Annotated in this window: 14 protein-coding genes; 3 read left to right on the forward strand and 11 right to left on the reverse strand. The window is 39.6% G+C overall.

All coding sequences use genetic code 11. The features are described from left to right. Nucleotides 1-50: 50 nt before the first annotated feature. From AX762_RS08025 to AX762_RS08065, 9 genes are all read right to left on the reverse strand, one after another. A complete protein-coding gene (locus AX762_RS08025) occupies nt 51-845 on the reverse strand; it encodes an MBL fold metallo-hydrolase (RefSeq protein WP_071848627.1) in 795 nt (264 codons plus the stop codon). Nucleotides 846-1,398: 553 nt separating this feature from the next. Further along, on the reverse strand, nt 1,399-2,079 hold the full coding sequence (locus AX762_RS08030; protein WP_218162491.1) for an N-acetylmannosamine-6-phosphate 2-epimerase: 681 nt from the start codon (nt 2,077-2,079) through the stop codon (nt 1,399-1,401). Between the two features lie 32 nt (nt 2,080-2,111). Then, the gene (locus tag AX762_RS08035; protein WP_071848629.1) at nt 2,112-5,204 is read right to left on the reverse strand and encodes an alpha-mannosidase; all 3,093 of its coding nucleotides are present in this window, start codon (nt 5,202-5,204) and stop codon (nt 2,112-2,114) included. Between the two features lie 12 nt (nt 5,205-5,216). Next, nucleotides 5,217-6,815: an FAD-dependent oxidoreductase gene (locus AX762_RS08040; protein WP_071848630.1), complete on the reverse strand. Its 1,599-nt coding sequence runs from the start codon at nt 6,813-6,815 to the stop codon at nt 5,217-5,219. After that, the gene (locus AX762_RS08045) at nt 6,805-8,346 is read right to left on the reverse strand and encodes a DUF4127 family protein (RefSeq protein WP_071848631.1); all 1,542 of its coding nucleotides are present in this window, start codon (nt 8,344-8,346) and stop codon (nt 6,805-6,807) included. The genes AX762_RS08040 and AX762_RS08045 overlap by 11 nt, the downstream gene beginning before the upstream one ends. 14 nt (nt 8,347-8,360) lie before the next feature. Further along, nucleotides 8,361-10,046 (reverse strand): ROK family protein, encoded by a 1,686-nt coding sequence (locus tag AX762_RS08050; RefSeq protein WP_071848632.1) that lies wholly within the window; start codon nt 10,044-10,046, stop codon nt 8,361-8,363. Nucleotides 10,047-10,072: 26 nt separating this feature from the next. Then, nucleotides 10,073-10,888, reverse strand: coding sequence for a carbohydrate ABC transporter permease (locus tag AX762_RS08055; RefSeq protein WP_143139327.1), 816 nt, complete (start codon nt 10,886-10,888; stop codon nt 10,073-10,075). An 11-nt stretch (nt 10,889-10,899) separates the two neighbouring features. Beyond that, a complete protein-coding gene (locus AX762_RS08060; RefSeq protein ID WP_218162488.1) occupies nt 10,900-11,823 on the reverse strand; it encodes a carbohydrate ABC transporter permease in 924 nt (307 codons plus the stop codon). Between the two features lie 91 nt (nt 11,824-11,914). Further along, nucleotides 11,915-13,270 carry an ABC transporter substrate-binding protein gene (locus tag AX762_RS08065; RefSeq protein WP_071848634.1) on the reverse strand — a complete coding sequence of 452 codons (1,356 nt, stop codon included), beginning with the start codon at nt 13,268-13,270 and terminating at the stop codon, nt 11,915-11,917. A 350-nt stretch (nt 13,271-13,620) separates the two neighbouring features. Between AX762_RS08065 and AX762_RS08070 the strand changes: the two genes are divergently transcribed. Further along, entirely contained in the window at nt 13,621-13,803 is a 183-nt protein-coding gene (locus tag AX762_RS08070) for a hypothetical protein (RefSeq protein WP_071848635.1), read from the forward strand. A 375-nt stretch (nt 13,804-14,178) separates the two neighbouring features. Continuing rightward, on the forward strand, nt 14,179-15,213 hold the full coding sequence (locus AX762_RS08075) for a zinc-binding dehydrogenase (protein WP_071848636.1): 1,035 nt from the start codon (nt 14,179-14,181) through the stop codon (nt 15,211-15,213). A 186-nt stretch (nt 15,214-15,399) separates the two neighbouring features. Here AX762_RS08075 and pdxT read toward each other — a convergent pair whose 3' ends face one another. After that, the gene (pdxT, locus tag AX762_RS08080; RefSeq protein WP_071848637.1) at nt 15,400-15,972 is read right to left on the reverse strand and encodes a pyridoxal 5'-phosphate synthase glutaminase subunit PdxT; all 573 of its coding nucleotides are present in this window, start codon (nt 15,970-15,972) and stop codon (nt 15,400-15,402) included. A gap of 2 nt (nt 15,973-15,974) precedes the next feature. Then, nucleotides 15,975-16,865: a pyridoxal 5'-phosphate synthase lyase subunit PdxS gene (gene pdxS, locus AX762_RS08085; RefSeq protein WP_071848638.1), complete on the reverse strand. Its 891-nt coding sequence runs from the start codon at nt 16,863-16,865 to the stop codon at nt 15,975-15,977. A 148-nt stretch (nt 16,866-17,013) separates the two neighbouring features. Here pdxS and AX762_RS08090 point away from each other — a divergent pair, with 148 nt between their 5' ends. Then, nucleotides 17,014-18,447, forward strand: coding sequence for a PLP-dependent aminotransferase family protein (locus tag AX762_RS08090; protein WP_071848639.1), 1,434 nt, complete (start codon nt 17,014-17,016; stop codon nt 18,445-18,447). Nucleotides 18,448-18,495 lie beyond the last annotated feature (48 nt).

Here is an 18,495-nt window from a genome sequence, read left to right on the forward strand (position 1 = left end):
TTATTGAGTATCAACTCAATTTTGTTATTAATCAAATTACTTTCTTTTATTTACTTTTTATTTGCACGCTCAACGTTTTCTAGATGACTACTTTTCATCCCTTCAAAAAACCTGAATTTACTTCGGCATTCTTTTTCCAATTCAGTATCGTTATTAAGCAGACGCTTTAAATACTGTTTCGAAAAATCGATCCGGTCCATTATTTCCTGCTTTTGGTTTGTAGCGTTACCGTGTCCCGGCACATGAATGTTAATATCGTGATACTGCATGATTAAGGATGCCTTATCGATTGTATCGATGTAATCATGATAACCGCTTGTAATGAAGGGAAATTCAATATCTGATAAATAATCGCCGGACAGAAAAATACCGCAGGGTTCAATGACCGTAAACAGTCCGTCATTGGTATGACCGGGGGCTTTATAAAAGTTTAACGTCATGTCTCCCAGTTCCATTTTTTCTCCGTCCTTTTTAATTACTCTGTCAACGGTTGGATACTGTGGCACATAGTTCCGCTCCAAATAGTACTCCTGGTCAAAAGCATCGATATCTTTTAAGACTTCTTCTTTTTTGGGATTATTCTGAAATTCTTCAGACGCGATCACGGTCGCTTCCGGAAAAGCTCCTGAACCAATGATATGGTCAAAATCGCTGTGTGTGTAAATGATGTAAAGTTGCTTGTCACCGAGATGCACTTTAATGTAGCGTTTAATTCCTTCTATTTCCTCCGGCAGCCAGGTGGGGTCAGTCATGATTATGGCTTCTTCTGAATGAATGACAGCGGATGTCGTCTTGTACAGTGAACTTTGAAAAACAGTGAGGTTGTTTTTTTGATAATGTAACATGATTCAGCTCCTTATTGAACTATCGGCTTATATTTATTAACAGTATAGCAAATACACTTTTATTATAGGTAAATTCATTACATCGTTACGAAACTATTCACACTTTGAAGATATATATTGATTTAATTGTATAACTAATTGTTGATCTTAAGAAGTTGGACTTACTTCAAACTAAACTCCTGAAGATAAACCGGAAATCTTCAGGAGTTAATACTTCAGAAACTGTCACTCCTTAAGATAAGACGTAATCTTAAGGAGTGTGTTTGACTATTTATAGAAATCGTGAAGATAATCCTTATTATCAAGAAAAAATATTTTTGAAAGGTTCATACTCGCCTTAACACACTGTTCCCTACTTTGAATTAAAACAGGATAGGAATACTTTAAAATCAGTATTCCTATCCTTGAAAAGTTTTATCCACTACTATTTCCGTCTCATAACTGACGAGACGATTCAGTTCAACGACCTATTCCATTGGAAGATCTTTTATAAAATAGTTCAATAAATCTCCCAATAATCATTTTGTAGCTGTTTTCTTTGTCGATCTAGTTATTATTCCTTCATCGTTTCCACAAAACGTTTAGTCATCAGTTGAGGGCGCGTGATTGCACTTCCTACGACAACAGCATAAACGCCATGATTTAAAACTGCCCTGGCTTTTTCAGGAGTATCAACATTTCCCTCAGCTATGACTGGAACTGCAATTACATCCACGTATTCTTTTAACATCGCATAATCATTTTCAAAGATGGATTGGTTTATCGTGTAGTTTGTGTAGCCGACCAGAGTCGTTGAAACCACGTCAAATCCCAAGCGCTCAGCTTCTATTCCTTCCTCGACGGTTGATGTGTCAGCCATCAGTAATACGTCAACGTATTTATCACGGATATTCTTTACGAAGCTTTCTAAACTTTCCCCATTAGGTCTTACTTGCTTTGTGGCGTCGAGTGCGATCATGTCACACCTCGCGTCCATTAACTCATCCACTTCCTGCATGGTCGCAGTGATATAGACATCTGAATCCGTGTAGTCCCTTTTCACTATGCCAATGATCGGCAGTGTGGTCTGTTTTTTGATTTCTTCGATATCATCTTTGGAATTCGCTCGTATCCCTACGGCACCTCCTTCAGTAGCGGCTTTAGCCATTCGTCCCATAATAAATGAACCATTAAGAGGTTCATCGTGTAGGGCCTGACACGAAACAATCAGGCCACCTTTAACTTTGTCTAACATATTCATTTCATTCACCCTCGCAAGTCGTTTTTTTAAAATGAAACTAAAAAGGTTTTAATTTCATATGGTTTCATATCAAAAGACAGCTTGTCAGTATTTACATTATGAGAAAGCGGTCTTTCCATTAAATCACATTCGATCCATTCTTGTATTTTATAACTTGTTGATACGTTAACTTCAGTCGTGGCACCCGCATATTCATATAACCGTATGATCAATTTATTATCTTTTTCTGCCTTTTTGATCGTGTCGATGAACACATTGTCTGAATCGACTTCAAAATGACTTTCATTTTCATTAAAATCATCGTATGCGGACGACAGTGTCATTGGATTATTCAAGTCCCACGCTTCTTTTTCGACGTTACCTTCATACCAATCTCCTACATGCGGAAGAAGTGAGTAACTGAAAGAATGATGACCTTGATCCGCTTTCAAATCGGGATGAATACCGGATTTTATAAGAGACAACCTCATTATATTGTCCTTGATATCATATCCATACTTGCAATCATTCAATAACGCGACACCGAAATTCCTCTCAGACAAGTCTGCCCACTTGTGTGCAACGGTCTCAAATTTTGCGTAGTCCCAGCTTGTGTTCCAATGGGTAGGTCGCTTAACATTTCCGAACTGAATATCATATGTGGCTTCCGTTGAACGTACAGTTACCGGAAATGCAACCTTCAATAGTTGTTGCGCTTCTTTCCATTCAATTTCAGTTTTAAAATCAATTCTTGGACTGTTTTTATAAAAATGAATGGTCTGATCGATTTCAGAATGCTGATAGATTATCTTTAAACGTAAAGATGCTCTTAAAGGACCTTCTTCAATCCATTCCATCTTCTCTACATGAGTAACTGGATATTGTTTCTGCTGATAATACAAATCGATATCCCAGGCATCATAGGTCAAAGGTTTATCTTCAAAAATCTGAAACTCATTTCCGACTTTATTGTCTTCAATCCATTCTTTGTTAAATCGTTTATCATATAAAGATTCAATTTGACCGAATTCATTAAATGTAACCGTGTAATAAGGCGTTGAGATTTTCCAACCTTCTATAATAAATCCAGTTTTTATTTTCTCAGAAAGACCCCCATTTCCCAGTTTTTTGACAAAAGAATACGGGTTTACATCTTTAAGAAAGACTAGCGTGCCATCAGAAGTGTTTTGTGTTTCCATCGTGTTGTCTGAATCAAACTGACTGTCTTCTGCTAAAAAGGTATGGCCAGAGCGTTTAAATGAAAGTGGGTTGAACAGAACATTTTCTTTAGTCTGATTCGTGTTGAGCGTTTTATAAATAGCTGTTATTTGTTTTTCTGCCCACTCGTATTCTTTATAGGCATCCACGTATACTTCTTTTATTGAAGTTCCGGGAATAATATCATGGAACTGATTTCTAAGCACGACTTCCCAGATCGCATGGATTTCTTCCTGCGGGTAATCCCTCCAGGAGCCTTTGGCCAGACACATCAGCGAACAGTACGTCTCCAGACTTTTTAATTTTATTTCGAATTGTCGGTTCAATTTTTTGATTTTTGCCTGGCTGGTGTAGGTCCCTCTGTGATACTCGAGATACAATTCACCATCCCAGGTATGAACGTACTGGTCCGTCTGTTCTATATTTTGATGGAGGGTATTGAAGTAGTCTTTTGCTGTTGATTCCTTAATTTCAGGAAGACCGGGCATTTCTTTAGCGCTTTTTTGTATTTCAAGCATTTCTTTGGTGACCCCGCCTCCCCCATCGCCGTATCCGTAAGCAATGAGCAAGTCCTGATTGATGGTTTTATTTCGGTAGTTTTCCCATAATTCACTTAATGATTTCGGACTCATGTCGCCGTTGTAAGTGTAATACCATAAACCGTTCTGGTCGGGTGTCGTGATAAAGTGAGTCAGTATTTCCGTTCCATCGATGCCTCGCCAGTTAAAGGTGTCATGCGGCATGCGGTTATATTGACTCCAGCTTATCTTGGTAGTCATGAATGTATCTATCCCACTTTTTCTCAATATTTGGGGCAGTGCCCAACTGTATCCGAAAACATCTGGCAGCCACAAGTACTCTGACTCCACGTCGAATTCATCTTTCAGGAAATGATAGCCATGAAGCAATTGTCTGACGAGCGATTCCCCTGACGGAATATTGCAATCTGCTTCAAGCCACATCCCTCCTCCGACTTCCCACTGTCCCTCTTTGACCTTTTGCTTGATTCTGTCATATATTTCCGGGAAATCTTTTTTTAAATAACTGTAAAGCTGGGGTTGGGTCTGTAAAAATGTATACTCTGGATATTCATCCATCAGGGCTAAAACGGTTGAAAATGACCGGGCTGTTTTTTCTCTCGTGTGCTTTGTGCGCCACAACCAGGCAACATCGATATGAGTGTGACCAATCGTATGGATAGAGACCGGGCTGACTGTTTTCAAAGCAGCCAACTGACGCTTCAGTATTTTATTTGCTTCACTTATAGAGTGATAAAATTCTTTACTTCCAGGATTCCGCCAGTCGATTTTATTCAAAGAGGCATCTATCGCCTGGATCAACCGTACAGAGAATTCCTCATTTTCACTTTTTGAAATCAGGGTTTCAACTGCCGTATATAATCGCCAGTAAAATTCATCGGTTTCTTTATGAAGGACCGCTAAAAAAGCGTCATTAAAGAAATGGTGTTGTTCTTTGTGTGCGCCGCCTGCTTCCATACCAGACCATAATCTAATGTGACAAGTCAGTTCCTTCCCCTGCCACTCTGGTTTCATGACTATTTCTTTGTGGTTAGCGTCCAAACCATGATAGGGTTCTTCATTTATATACAGGAGTGACTCCGTGCCCGAACTGTTTCCATCGCCTGTTTGTCCAAAATCGAAATAGCCGACAACTTTGTGATGCTCATCCACTGCCGGTAGTGTTATTTTCGTGTTCAGCCATAAATAACGGTCTCTACCACTCCAATATTCCCCCGTTTTAAATGTCTCTGTCTGTTCACTTTGAAAATCAGGAAATGACGGTGAAACTTCATTGCTTTCATCTTCTCGTTTCAAAAAACAGTCAATCGTATCTTTTTCAACATACCGGTACTGATAAAGTTCGGTCACTCTTGATAAAAATTTTTCCTTCTCCCAAAACATATTATTTTCCTCTCATAGTCGATTCGGCGTTAAAACTTCTTTTTTTATATCATCCGGCCAATGAAGTTGAATGCCTTCATTAGTTAAAAGCACTTGAAAATCGTAAACCAGGTCATTATCAGCTGCAATCTCTTGTACTGACTTATTTTGATCTATCATAAATGAAGCTAAGCATCCGGCCGCTTCTCCCACATTCCATTCTGTCGGATGAAGACGATAACAGCCATTTGTAATATGAGTGGTCCCGATATTTTTACAACCAGGGATCAAATTTCTAATACGCACGGGGACGATGGCTCTTAAAGGAATTTCGTAAGGATAGGTCGGTATATACATACTGGTTTTTGAATTGACCGTGGTATGCAGATCAAGGTGATAACTGCCTACCCCTACACTATCCTGGTACTCTTTGATCCCAGCTTCTTTTCTGTCTTCGATACTTACATCTGCTTCTTTAATGGTGTACATTGCTCTGATTCTTCTGGATTCTCTGATATACGGATACTTGGCTAAACCATCTTCGGTATCGAAAACATCTTTCCTGAGCCTTAGTTCCGGATATCCTTTTTGATCATTGTCTCTTGGCGCTTCCGTTTGCAGCCAATAAAGCAATGACAAGCTGAGCTGTTTTGCTTCATGAATATGTTTTTCACGTACCTCCGGAGACACATCGATGATCGAGCCAAAGAAATAATCATTCTGCGGCCAGTTGATCAACGAAACATCGCCTTCGTATATTTTCTCCTGTTGCAAGGCAGTGGAAAAAGCTCTTCTGTAAGTAAACAAAGCAGGGTTATCTGAACTGTCAGGGAATAATGTAAAGGTATTGACGGAACCAGCGTCATTTTGATGACCTACATGCCAGTTGAGTAGCGAATTAAAATGCTGCGGTGGAATATACGTTTTCCAATAGTCATAGTCTTCGGGTTTTTCTATAATAAAATGCCCGTTCTTCACAAAATCTACTGCAAAAACATATGTAAAGGACTGCATGTCTTGAGAATCTTTTTCTAAAGAAGCATGTGTCTCCCCTGTGTCTTCTCTTCCCTCGGCTCCTAGAACATATTCTACGTTCGCTAATGGCAAGACATCTCCACATTCTGTCGCATCCACAACTGCTTTGAACGAAACAAGCCTATGCTCTTTTTTAGTTGAATCAAAAAATTTGATTTCCCTTACCTTATCATCGACTACCACCGCTTTTACTGGTTTGATGCCTTTCAATAGTATGATTCGTCCACTGTTAATGTAAGGAGCCAACATATTCTCTAGTACTTTTAATGCTACTTTGGGTTCATGGCTCAATCGTGAGACCCAGGCTTCACCTGGATTGAGCAAAGGATCCTGCATTGCTTCTTCAGTCAATGGATAATGGTCTCTGTAATAACTTCTAATCTGTTCTCTAAACTGACGATATGTAGCCGTACATCCTGTTTGTTCAATCCACTGATGTTCATCAGGAGGTACGCCCTGACTTGTTAATTGTCCTCCGATCCAGTCTGTCTCTTCAGTCAAAATCACTTTCTTCTTTTGTTTAGCTGCCGAATAGGCTGCCAGACATCCGCCTATGCTCCCACCGACAACCAGTACGTCTGTATTACTATTCTTCAACTCTTTCACCTTCTCTGATGTGTATATCAAACTCCAGTTCAGTTTCAAACATGCGATTCCATGGGCTTCTAGTGATTAAAGATTTAACTGCAACCTCGTTCGCCAGCGTTGTAAGATGATTGTTGTAATAATCTAGAATGGCTTGAGAAATCAATGTATTGATTTTTTCCGCTTTATCTTTCAGGTCAAAATAGTTCAAGTCTTCTTGTTTCAATACAGATTTGGTCAGGTTCATTCGAATCATAGCCTGATAAATGAAGTCATCCAGTAAATGATAGATATTTGTTTTGATTGTTTCCCTAGATAAAGAATCCGCAATACAGCCTTGAGCTAGAGTCGTTCCCAGCGTGTTGGCGTTGGTATTCCAGCCTTTATAAGAATATAGGCCCAAAAAGACATTTTCTCGAACCAGAGCATTGATTAATTCTCTGTCTCCACCGTTGGAAAAAGCACTATCTGCAACGATCACTTTTTTGCCTGCCGAAATCGCCTCTTTTAAAGCGTCAATAAACGTATTCAAGTCTCTGAACGAATAGTAGGTCTGATCGATATTTGTTTCCTGTTCCCAAGATTCCTGCATGATTTTTCCAGGTGTGTTATACCCCAGCACGATGTCAGCTTCGCTCATCGACTCGACCAGCTTGCCGTTTATAGCCTGGACATGTTTTTTCAGCGTTTCGAAGAATGGGCGGTCTTCGTAATTCGGTATCAAAGACGGTCCGAGCGTACTACTGAACAGTGCGTAAACTTTTGGTTGATACTGATTAGTATCATTGATGAAGCGTGCCAGCAAGGTTGCCCCGACCTCATCAGAACCAGGATAAACGAGAACGCTCCGGCCCAACCCATTTTCATTGATGACTGTCATCACTTTTTTCTGATCGATCGCTGTGTACCCGTACTCAGCGCTATCGTCTTGCGGCACGACTACGTTATTTATAACTGAATCTTTTGCAAGTTTTAAAATGGCGAGCGTCGTTTTCAAATTGTACGCCCGTCTGTTCTCATAATCAGCCACAACTTCTCGAGGAATAGTATCAGTCAGACGGACGAGCTGGTCTTCTTCATTTGAAGACAAACCCATTCGCTCTTTTTTATCAAATAGGTACTTCGACTTATAGATTGCCTCTCCATATTGCTCATAATAATCAGGTTCTTCGTCAGAAGAATTGTAACCTGGTGTTCGCATAACGATGGCAGAAGACAAGATGGTTAACTGAGGATTATCATTCTTTAATTTAATAAGCTTCTCAATAAAACTGTCTCTTTTCTCATCACTTAAATGATGAATACGCGATGGAATAAGCCCCCCATAAAGCATCAATTCAGGACTAAATATCAATCCTTCACACTGTGCCGCCTCTTGTTCTACCCATTGCCATAATTCCTGTGTAATGGCGGGAATTTTTTTTTTTTCTTGCAGTCTTTTTTGAGGGGTAATTAAATGGATTCCCTTATTCGTCTTTGCAATATTGGCCACTACCAGCGTGTTACAGGGCCGCTCATCTATAGGCAGATATAGAATATTCATAACAAACTCCTCAGTCAAGCAGATTTAATTTTGCTGTTATCTTTAATCGATTCACTACTAACTTGTCCCAAAGCATTGGTCAACAAGTCCATGAAGAAGTAGAAAGACACCTCATACGCATTTGATTGTTCATCATTCTTTGAAAAAGGAAGAATGGCTATTTTACCAACCTGTCTGGCTAATGGCGAATCCGTTTGAGAAGTGATACCCACTGTGTTTGTTACCTGATTTACTTCTTTTACATAATCAACCAGACTACCGTCATATCCCTCAACATCAAAAACAAGTACTTTGATTGAGTCGTTAACGATTTTTTTTGATAAATTCCTCTGTGATATGTCCGTAAACAATTGAACATCAAAACCCAGTTCAAGTAATTTGTCTTTCATAAACGTCAACTCTTTCTCTAATGCGTGTTTACCCACCAGAAAAAATCTGTCATTTGTCATTAACGTTTGTTTTATTAAATCAATGTCTTTAGCGATCGCACTTTCTTCAAACCGAGTAATGACATCATCGTAAAGTGTTTTTATATTGTGATACTGATTGCTTCGATTCTCCATTTTTTTCTTACTGGCCGTCGCACGACTAGTCAACATGCGTAAGTTATTGAAGGAACCTACATCGATTTTTTTTGTAAACCGACTGATCGATGCTTCACCGACACCGATTTTTTTAGCCATCTCATTAATCGTCAAATTGGGTACTTCAGAGAGATTATTCAAAATATAATCCGCAATGATTTGTTCCTTTTTGGTTAACTTATTTCTATTGGAATCAATTGACGTGATGATTTTATTGATAGGATGTAATGCTTCTTTGATCAAAAAATTTCTTAACGCGCCTATTAAGCCAGCGTTATTCATATTGCTGGCGAATTCAATGCTTGTTTGAGTGAATATGGCCGGAACCATTATTTTTTCAAGCTCTTTATATATCAAAGGCTTTAGATAGCTCTCTTGAGCAGAAATCCCTCCGCCGATCACAACCATTTCCGGATTCATCATATAAATGATAGTGGATATGCCTTTACTTAAATGCTTGACCATTCGGTCGATACCGTCAATACATATCTGATCGCCTTTTTTTGCTTGTTCGAAAATTATTTTTCCGTTCAGCGAACTCGGGTCAACCTTCTTCTTCTCTGACACATATTCAATCAAACTGCTGGTCGCAGCGATTTGTTGTAAGGTCTGGTGATCATTCATCAACATGTAACCAATTTCTCCACCAGAATAACTAAAGCCTGTATGCAGTTGATTATCTAGAATGTAACTGCCACCTATACCGGTTCCCACAGTTAGACAAAATAAACTTTTTGCATTTTTACCTTTTCCCAGCCATGATTCTGCCAGTCCCACACAATTTACATCATTTTCTACTTCTGTTGGAAGCTTGAAAAAGGACTCGAGCTCTTCTTTTACAGAGAGTCCAGTATAATCAGGAATTATATCCGGCGTTGCATAGATTACTTTTCCCAGTCTTGAATCGACCTGTCCCGCCGTACTTACACAGATGCCTTCAACGGTGTAATCTTCCAACAGTGTTTCGCCGATTTTTTTCACTTTATTTATGATTGAAGGTCCGCCAAGATGCGCTTCTGTATCAATCTCTGACTTATACAAGAGGGTCCCATCTTCATCAATAATTCCATACTTGATCAACGATCCGCCTATATCAATTGTTAAAAATTTTTTCACGATTTTCCACCTTCATTTCCAATAATTTAACCTTTCACAGCACCTTTAGTGGTACCAACAAAATATTTTTGCAGCCAGATGAAAATAGCCAAAGATGGGATAGTTGTCAATAAAGAAGCTGCACTAATCAACTTAATATTTGATCCATCAAAACTCTGGGATAACTGAGCCAGGCCAATAGACAATGTGTACATTTCGTTATCTGTCGTATTGATCAAAGGCCATAAATAATCTCCCCAAGTGAAAGTAAAGGTGTAAATACCCAATGTAATCAGCGTAGGCTTGATCATAGGCAGAATTATTCTGAACCATACTTGAAATTTATTTGCTCCATCCATATAAGCCGACTCTTCCAGTGCTTTAGGAATGGTCAGGTAAGATTGTCTTATTAGAAAAATACCAAAAGCCGTTCCTACTTGTAAAACAATCAACCCAATATAGCTATTTCTCAATCCCATGTTGCCTACCAGATTAAATAAGGGTGCCATAAACAGTTGGAACGGGACTGCCATTGTTGCGATGATAGTAATGAGTATTACATTTTTCCCTTTAAAATCCATTCGTGCTAATGGATACGCAGCCAAACTGCAAAAGAGAATATTCAGAGGAACAGCTATTAATACTGCGATAACTGTATTGATCAGATACTCATCAAAGCGTGCCTGTCGAAAGGCGATGAAATAATTATCCAATGACGGATCTCTAGGGAAGATATTTGTATATACGCCTTCTGCCGGTCCTTTTAATGACATTAATAATGTAAAAACAAATGGACCTACAGTTACAAATACAAAAAATATGATTAGAAGATAGAGCAATATCTTATTTTTAGTCATTTTCATTATAAACCACTTTATCCTTTCAAATCTTTTTCTTTTCCACTATTCAACTTCAATTGTATAACGGATCCCGTAGCAGCAAGGACTAACAACACAATACCAGCTGCAGAAGCCGTACTTACTTCTAGATTCCTGAATTTATCAAAAATATAAATAACCAAGGTCGTTGTCGCGCCGGCGGGTCCCCCACCAGTAGTTAAAGCTATTTCTTCGAACACTTTTAATCCATTAATTATGGTCATTATTGATACTAGAGTAATGCTGGGTGCAAGCATGGGTACGGTTATCTTGAAGAATTTTTGAATTGGAGATGCCCCATCTATACTAGCTGCTTCATATACTTCATCTGATATAGATTGTAAACCAGCTAAATATATCATCATGTAATACCCAAGACCTTTCCACACTGTTATGACAGTTACTGCAAATAAAGCGGTGGATGTCTGCATCAACAAATTTGTCGGTCTATCGTACAAACCTAAGAAGTGAACGAGATTACCTACAAAACCAGATTCAACGTATAACATTCTCCACATCAATGCTGCTACCACCATAGGTGTAACGACTGGCGAATAATAAATGACCCTGAATAAACCGATCCCTTTTACTTTTTGATTTACTGCTGAAGCTACTATTATAGGTAAAAATACATTTAATGGAAGTACGACTACCAAAAATAATAGTGAATTAGTTAATGCTCTCCAAAACAGACTGTCCTGGAAAATATATCTAAAATTATCTAGCCCCACGAATGCTCCTTCTCCTGCAATGATCTTGTAATCTTGCACGCTCCACATAAACGCTTGTAAAATAGGGTAAATATAAAAGACACTGATCATTAATAATGCAGGTAATAAAAACAGCCAAGGAGTCAAAACACTTGATTCTTTTCTCTTTTTCACTTTAACATTACTTTGTTTGTTTAAAGTTAATCTCAACTACCTTCCTCCTCTTGATGACTTTCTTCTGTTTTACTTTGAAAAGTAAAGACTACCTTAAAAAAGATAGTCTCTACCAAAGTATGTTATATTAAAATGAAACATCAATATCTGAGTTGCTAAACGATTTGGTCCATTCCTCAGCTAACTGATTCAATCCTTCTTCGGCTGATATATCACCGATCATTACCTCAACGAATGTATTCTTAGTCACTTCTCTTAATTCGAAGTTATTTTCAGTCAATGGAATGAGCACTCTTGCTCTTTCTAAAGCTTGGGCACCTTGCTGCATGCCGGAAGCCTTAGGAGAATCACCTGGATCAGTAAAGTAATCGTCTTCAAGAGATTCTACCGTTGAAGGTAAGACTGTACCCGCTAGTTCAGCAAATTCTAATTGATTTTCAGCATTTAATACAAATTCGGCAAACGCTACAGCTGTTTCCGGATATTCCGTATTTGTCGGAACGGCCAAATTCATTACTGCAATATTCATAGGTGCGTCGTCACCATTTAGTGGTAGGCCTGCTTTAGCTGCTTCATATACTGATGGCGCTCCCGATTCAACAGGTCCTAAGAAGGTTATTCCTCCTTCAACTAGAGAAAGATTTTCATTCATGAATAGTTCCTGAGCAGCACCGATGGATCCCTCAGCATTCTGCTGACTAATTAACCCTTCGCTGTACATCGTTTGAACAGTGTCAAAAAATTCGAGTATATCTGCATTGTCTTGGAAAACAGCTTCACCGTTTTCTACAATGTTTTCTCCGTTAGCGATCGTCACCATTTTTTCCATGATCGTGTTGCCATCATTTATGATTTGGAAGAAAGAAGGATTGCCTGTTTCTTCGGTAATAGCACTGGATGCTTCGTACAGTTCCTGCATGTTAGAAGGAACGTTCTCAACTCCTGCCATTTCAAAATGATCTGAATTATACCAACTGACTGTCGTTGTTAAATACCATGGAAGTGCTAATAGCTCGTCATTATAATAGCCAGCTTCAAATGCACCTTCAACGAATCTGGAACCAATATCATCGTCTAAATATTCTTCCATATTAAGTAATCCGCCCTGACTTGCTATATTGGCCATATAATGCGGATTCAAGTTGATAACATCCATCGCGTCACTGCCAGTCAATGATGTCAATACACGCTGTTCCATTTCATTTTGTGGTGTATCTTGGATATTGACTGTCACATCAGGATGCATTGTTTCAAAATCACTCTTTATTTCTTCGAAATATCCGTCAAACGGATCTCCAGATAATGATGCGGTCCAGAAAGTAATTTCACCCGATAATTCACTGCTCTCTTCTGTATCTGATTCTGCATCTTCTGAAACATCACCAGTTCCCTCATTATCAACATTATCATCCCCACAACCTGTTAGTAAAATTGACAATAAAGCTGAACTAAACAAAAACTTATTTCTAAATGATTTAGTCATTTTCTTCCCTCCATTTTCCTTTTTTGTTTACACTTAGAAGTATACTAAAGCGTTTACAATAATTCAAGCGTTTTGGTGTATTTTTTCTTTTTTTATTTATTATTGGAATAAACTTTCACTAATGGCATTTTATACGTAATTATAGTCAGAAATAAGTATATACCATTCAAAGAAAAACATTCACTCTAGTGTCATCTGCTCTAATTCATAGTAAAATCGCTTACTTTTTACAATCTCTTATAAATATGAGAAAATCAGACTATAATATGTTTATTAGCTATCTCTTTCCTATTCAAAGTCGGTACATATCCTTTTTACCTCAACAAATATATGAAGGAGGAAAATCTATAATGAAAAAGATTTTAGGAACAATAGTCTTGGCAAGCGCATTTTTTCTCGGAGCCTGTAATAGAGAGCTTGAGCCTCCTAAACCAAATAACTACGGAGAGATTGACGTTGAAGAAAATATGAACGAGGGATTATTGACCGAAACGGACACAAAGATCAGAGTCACGTTGACGAATAATGAATAGTCAGATTTTCAGACATCACGAAATCATTACAGGTCAGGAAGAGCTCGAATAGCAGCGTTCATTTTTTTTAGGAAACATAATTGGTTCAGCGCTATATAATTTTTAATTTTCGAAATATAAAAAGTCTTGGAAACTTCGTAATACGAATGAACAGCTTTAAACTAGATACTTTAAAAAGGCGATACTGTGCAGTCCATAGAGGATGATTCCGATAAGCTCCGGGAATCATCTTCTTTAATTTTTTTATAATAACAAGCAGGATTATAAGGACAAGAGCCTAAAAAAAGTCGGAAGCTTGCTTAATAAATAGTCGAAATATAATATGATATAATGCAGTGGATGCATTCACAGAAAATCAGAAAGGTAAGGATTTTTATGAAAACAGTACAAGTAAAGGGATACGGAGATGTTGACAAGTTAGAAATAGTTGACCAAACTGTTCCAGAACCAAAAGAAAACGAAGTGCTGATCAAAGTCCAAGCATGCGCAATAAATAATACAGAGATTTGGATGAGAGAAGGAGCTTACGGTACAGGCTCAAAATCGGGCTGGCGACCAGAAGGCGTTCATTTCCCTCGCACCCCTGGCTCCGATATAGCAGGAACCGTAGTCAAGTCGGGTAGCGCTGTAGATAAGGCCATGATTGGAAAGAATGTTGTTCTTTTCCCATTTAAATCAAGTGGAAAACCCGGGTTCGAACATATTTCAGAAGATATGTCTTTCATCGGTTCTGAATATGATGGTGGCTATGCGGAATTTGTAGCGTGGCCTGCTGACCTTTGCTTTGATATGCCCCTTTTTGACTACACAGAAAGTTCCGTGTTCACAGTTAGTGGTTTGACAGCTTGGCATATGAACGAACAAATTCAAGTGCAGCCTGAAGAAACGATAATGGTAACTGGATCAAATGGCGGCGTTGGCTCCTTGAATGTGCAAATTGCCTCAAAAGTATTTGGCGCTAAAGTCATTGCGATTGTTGGTGACTTAACTCTGGAAGAAAAAATGAAGGAACTAGGCGCAACACATGTTTTATCTTATAAATCAGAAAACCTTGCTGAAGAGATCATCCAGGTGAATGGTGGTCCGGTTGACTCGGTATTAGATGTTGTCGGCGATGCTTTGTTCTCTACTTCTTTAGAAGTACTAAAAAAAGGCGGAAAATTCTGTACCTCTGGATCTGCTGGTGGCCAGAAAACTGAGCTTGATTTTAGAAAAATATATTTAAAACATATTACCCTTTATGGGTCTGTCTTAGGTACTAGGGAAGAGTTTAAACGCCTGCTTCAGGCTGTATCCGAAGGTAAAATAAAACCAGTAATTGATTGTACCTTCCCTTTAGAAGAAGCACCAGAAGCTCAACTTTATTTTAAAAAAGCAGGAAAACTAGGAAAAGTGGTCTTACTTCCTTAAGAATAAATGAATGTTTATCTCATCTTTGAAACAAAAAATTCTTAACCGAATTTGAAGAGATGGTATCTTTCAGAGTGAAGAAAAAAACCCAGACAAACCAAAAAAAGGCATTCAAACAGCAAGTGTTTGAATGCCTTTTTTATGTGTAGTGGCTCTTTTTGAATCATCCCATACAGGACGGATCGATTAACGGATCTTGTCTAAGAAGTAATTAAGCACAGCATAGTCCTTAGTTAATTCTGGGTGATGAGCCGTCACCAGTACGTTTTCATATTCAGCAGCGACGATTTTATCATCATAGGTAGCCAGTACATTGACGTCTGGTCCAACAGACTGAATGTAAGGCGCACGGATGAATACCGCTTCGACTTCCTGATCGATCCCTGCAAAAGTAAGAGACGTCTCAAAGCTGGCGATCTGTCTGCCAAAGCCGTTTCGTTCAACTTCCATATCGATAAAGCCCAGACGCAGATCGTCCGTTTCATGACTTTCGTCTGTACTGCAGAGTATCAGACCCGCACAGGTACCGAAAATAGCCTTGCCTTCTTTATGAAAAGCGCGCAGACGGTCTTCCAGTCCCTGTTCGCGAATCAGTCGACCAATGGCAGTTGATTCTCCACCGGGAATAATCAAACCGTCTAGCGCATCAAAATCCTCTGCATTTCTTACAGATACTGCGTTTACACCTAAAGCTTTTAGAGCAAGAAGGTGTTCTCTCACAGCACCCTGTAAATCGAGTACACCTATCGTTTTTGACATACTTACCAACCTCGTTCCTGCATGCGTTCAGATTCCCCTAGATGACTGATTTCGATTCCTTTCATCGGTTCACCCAAGTCTTTAGATAATTCCGCTATCAATGCGTAGTCTTCATAATTTGTCGTTGCGCGAACGATAGCACGGGCGAATTTTTCTGGTGATTCGGATTTAAAAATGCCGGATCCGACAAAGACACCATCTGCTCCAAGGCTCATCATCAAGGCCGCATCAGCCGGTGTAGCCACGCCGCCTGCCGCAAAGTTAACGACCGGCAATTTACCAAGTTCTTTAATTTCTTTCACTAATTCATAAGGTGCACCTATATCTCTGGCAAACGTCATCAACTCATCGTTTGACTTCGTGGAAAGCACTGCAATCTGGCTATTCACTTTTCTCATGTGACGCACAGCCTCAACGATATTTCCGGTACCAGGTTCCCCTTTAGTCCGGAGCATGGAGGCACCTTCGCCGATTCGACGTAGCGCTTCCCCTAGATCACGGCAGCCGCAGACAAATGGGACGACATAATCGGATTTCAGTAAATGATACTCTTCGTCTGCCGGTGTAAGTACTTCACTTTCATCGATGTAATCCACGCCCATCGCTTCCAATATGCGTGCTTCGGCGATATGGCCAATACGTGCTTTAGCCATGACCGGGATACTGACGGCATTCATAACTTCTTCAATAATTTCAGGGTTCGCCATACGTGCGACTCCGCCGGCTTTACGTATGTCAGATGGCACGCGTTCCAAAGCCATGACCGCAACGGCTCCTGCCGCTTCTGCAATTCTAGCTTGTTCGGCATTGACCACGTCCATGATGACGCCGCCTTTTTGCATTTCGGCCATTCCGCGTTTGACTCGTGCGCTTCCAATTCTTTTTTCGCTCATATTTATTCCTCCTGAATGTTTGTATTAAACTGTTGTTACTTAAAAGTATACGCAAGATAAACGCGACGGTCTACATCCAATTGGATCGGAATAAACCCATCCAATTTTATGGTACAATAGAAAAAACATGTAGGAAAGAGGAACTATCATGGATAAATGGATTATCAGTCAAGATGAGACCATGCCGCTGTATCAAAAAATCATGCTGCTGACGGAAGAAAAAATCAAATCGGGTGAATTGGTTCCCGGGACCCGTCTGCCATCTGAAAGGAAACTGGCTGAAGCGCTGAACGTGAATCGGTCCACCGTGATCCGGGCCATGGAGGAATTGACCGCTCAGGGCGTTTTAATTAGAAAAAAAGGCAGCGGAACGTATGTGAACCCAGATAAATGGGGGTTACAGACAAAACCCTTGATCAACTGGGGCACCTCCCTCACCAACGAAAGCTTGAAAAGAAAGAGTGCGTATGAACAGGCTGCTGAAAAACTGCGGGATAAAAAACCTGGAGAAATTTTGGATTTATCTAAAGGTGTCTTGCCTTCTGATCTGTTGCCGGAGCTTCAGTCACCTCGTTTATCCTGGAAAGAACTGGTCCAGCAGGAAAAAGAACAGACGCCACGGAACACAGGCATCTATTCTTTAAGAGAAAGCGTACAGGCGTATCTCAGTAAAACATATCAGATGACAGTCCCGCTGGATGAAATCATGATCACTTCAGGCACACAAAATGCGCTGTTTCTTATCTCACAGGGGCTGTTGAAACCAGGAGACGCTGTTGGGATCGAGGCGCCCTCCTACTTTTATTCACTCCGCTTGTTCCAAGCAGCCGGTCTGCGCATCATTCCCATTTCGATGGATGCGGAAGGTATGACCATCAAAGCGTTACAGGAAGCATCCATAACTTATCCACTCAAGATGGTTTTTCTGAATCCCATCTTTCAAAACCCGACCGGACTGGTTATGAGCCCCAAGCGCAAAGCAGAGATCCTTGATTATTGCCTACTGAAACGGATTCCCATCGTAGAAGATGACGCATATGGTGGGTTAACGTTTGACTCGTCAGTCGATAACAGCCCTCTGAAAAAGCTGGATAAGCAGCAACAAGTCATTTATTTAGGCACCTTATCAAAATTCGCCGGCCATCATTTAAGAATCGGTTGGATGATCGGTCCCCCTGCAATCTTGAAAGAACTGGCAGATATCCGCCTTCAAACTGACTCAGAGCTGAGTTTCTTGCCTCAATTTATGGCTGACCATTTCTTAAGGACCGAAATGGATGTGCATCAGGAAAAAATCACAAACGAATTACGAAAAAGAGCCCGCAACATGGAAAAATGGTTGCGAGCAGAATTTAAAGATGACATAGACTTTCACCCTGCTAAAGGCGGGTTTCATCTGTATTGTCGTTTTCCAAATAAAACGAAGGCAGAAGTTGATGAGATTCTAATGGAGTTGCTGGAAAAGAAGATCATCGTGTCAGAAGGACAGAAGTTTGGCGATCAGCAGAATGGGTTTAGGCTGAGTTTTGTTAACTTTAGGAAAAAATTATTTAGTGAATCTATTTTAAGTGTTTCTCTGTAGTAATGTTTGAATAATTGAATTTTAGTTAATAATAATTATTAAACTAAA

This window comes from Alkalibacterium sp. 20 (genome assembly GCF_001885615.1).
Classification (GTDB): domain Bacteria; phylum Bacillota; class Bacilli; order Lactobacillales; family Carnobacteriaceae_A; genus Alkalibacterium.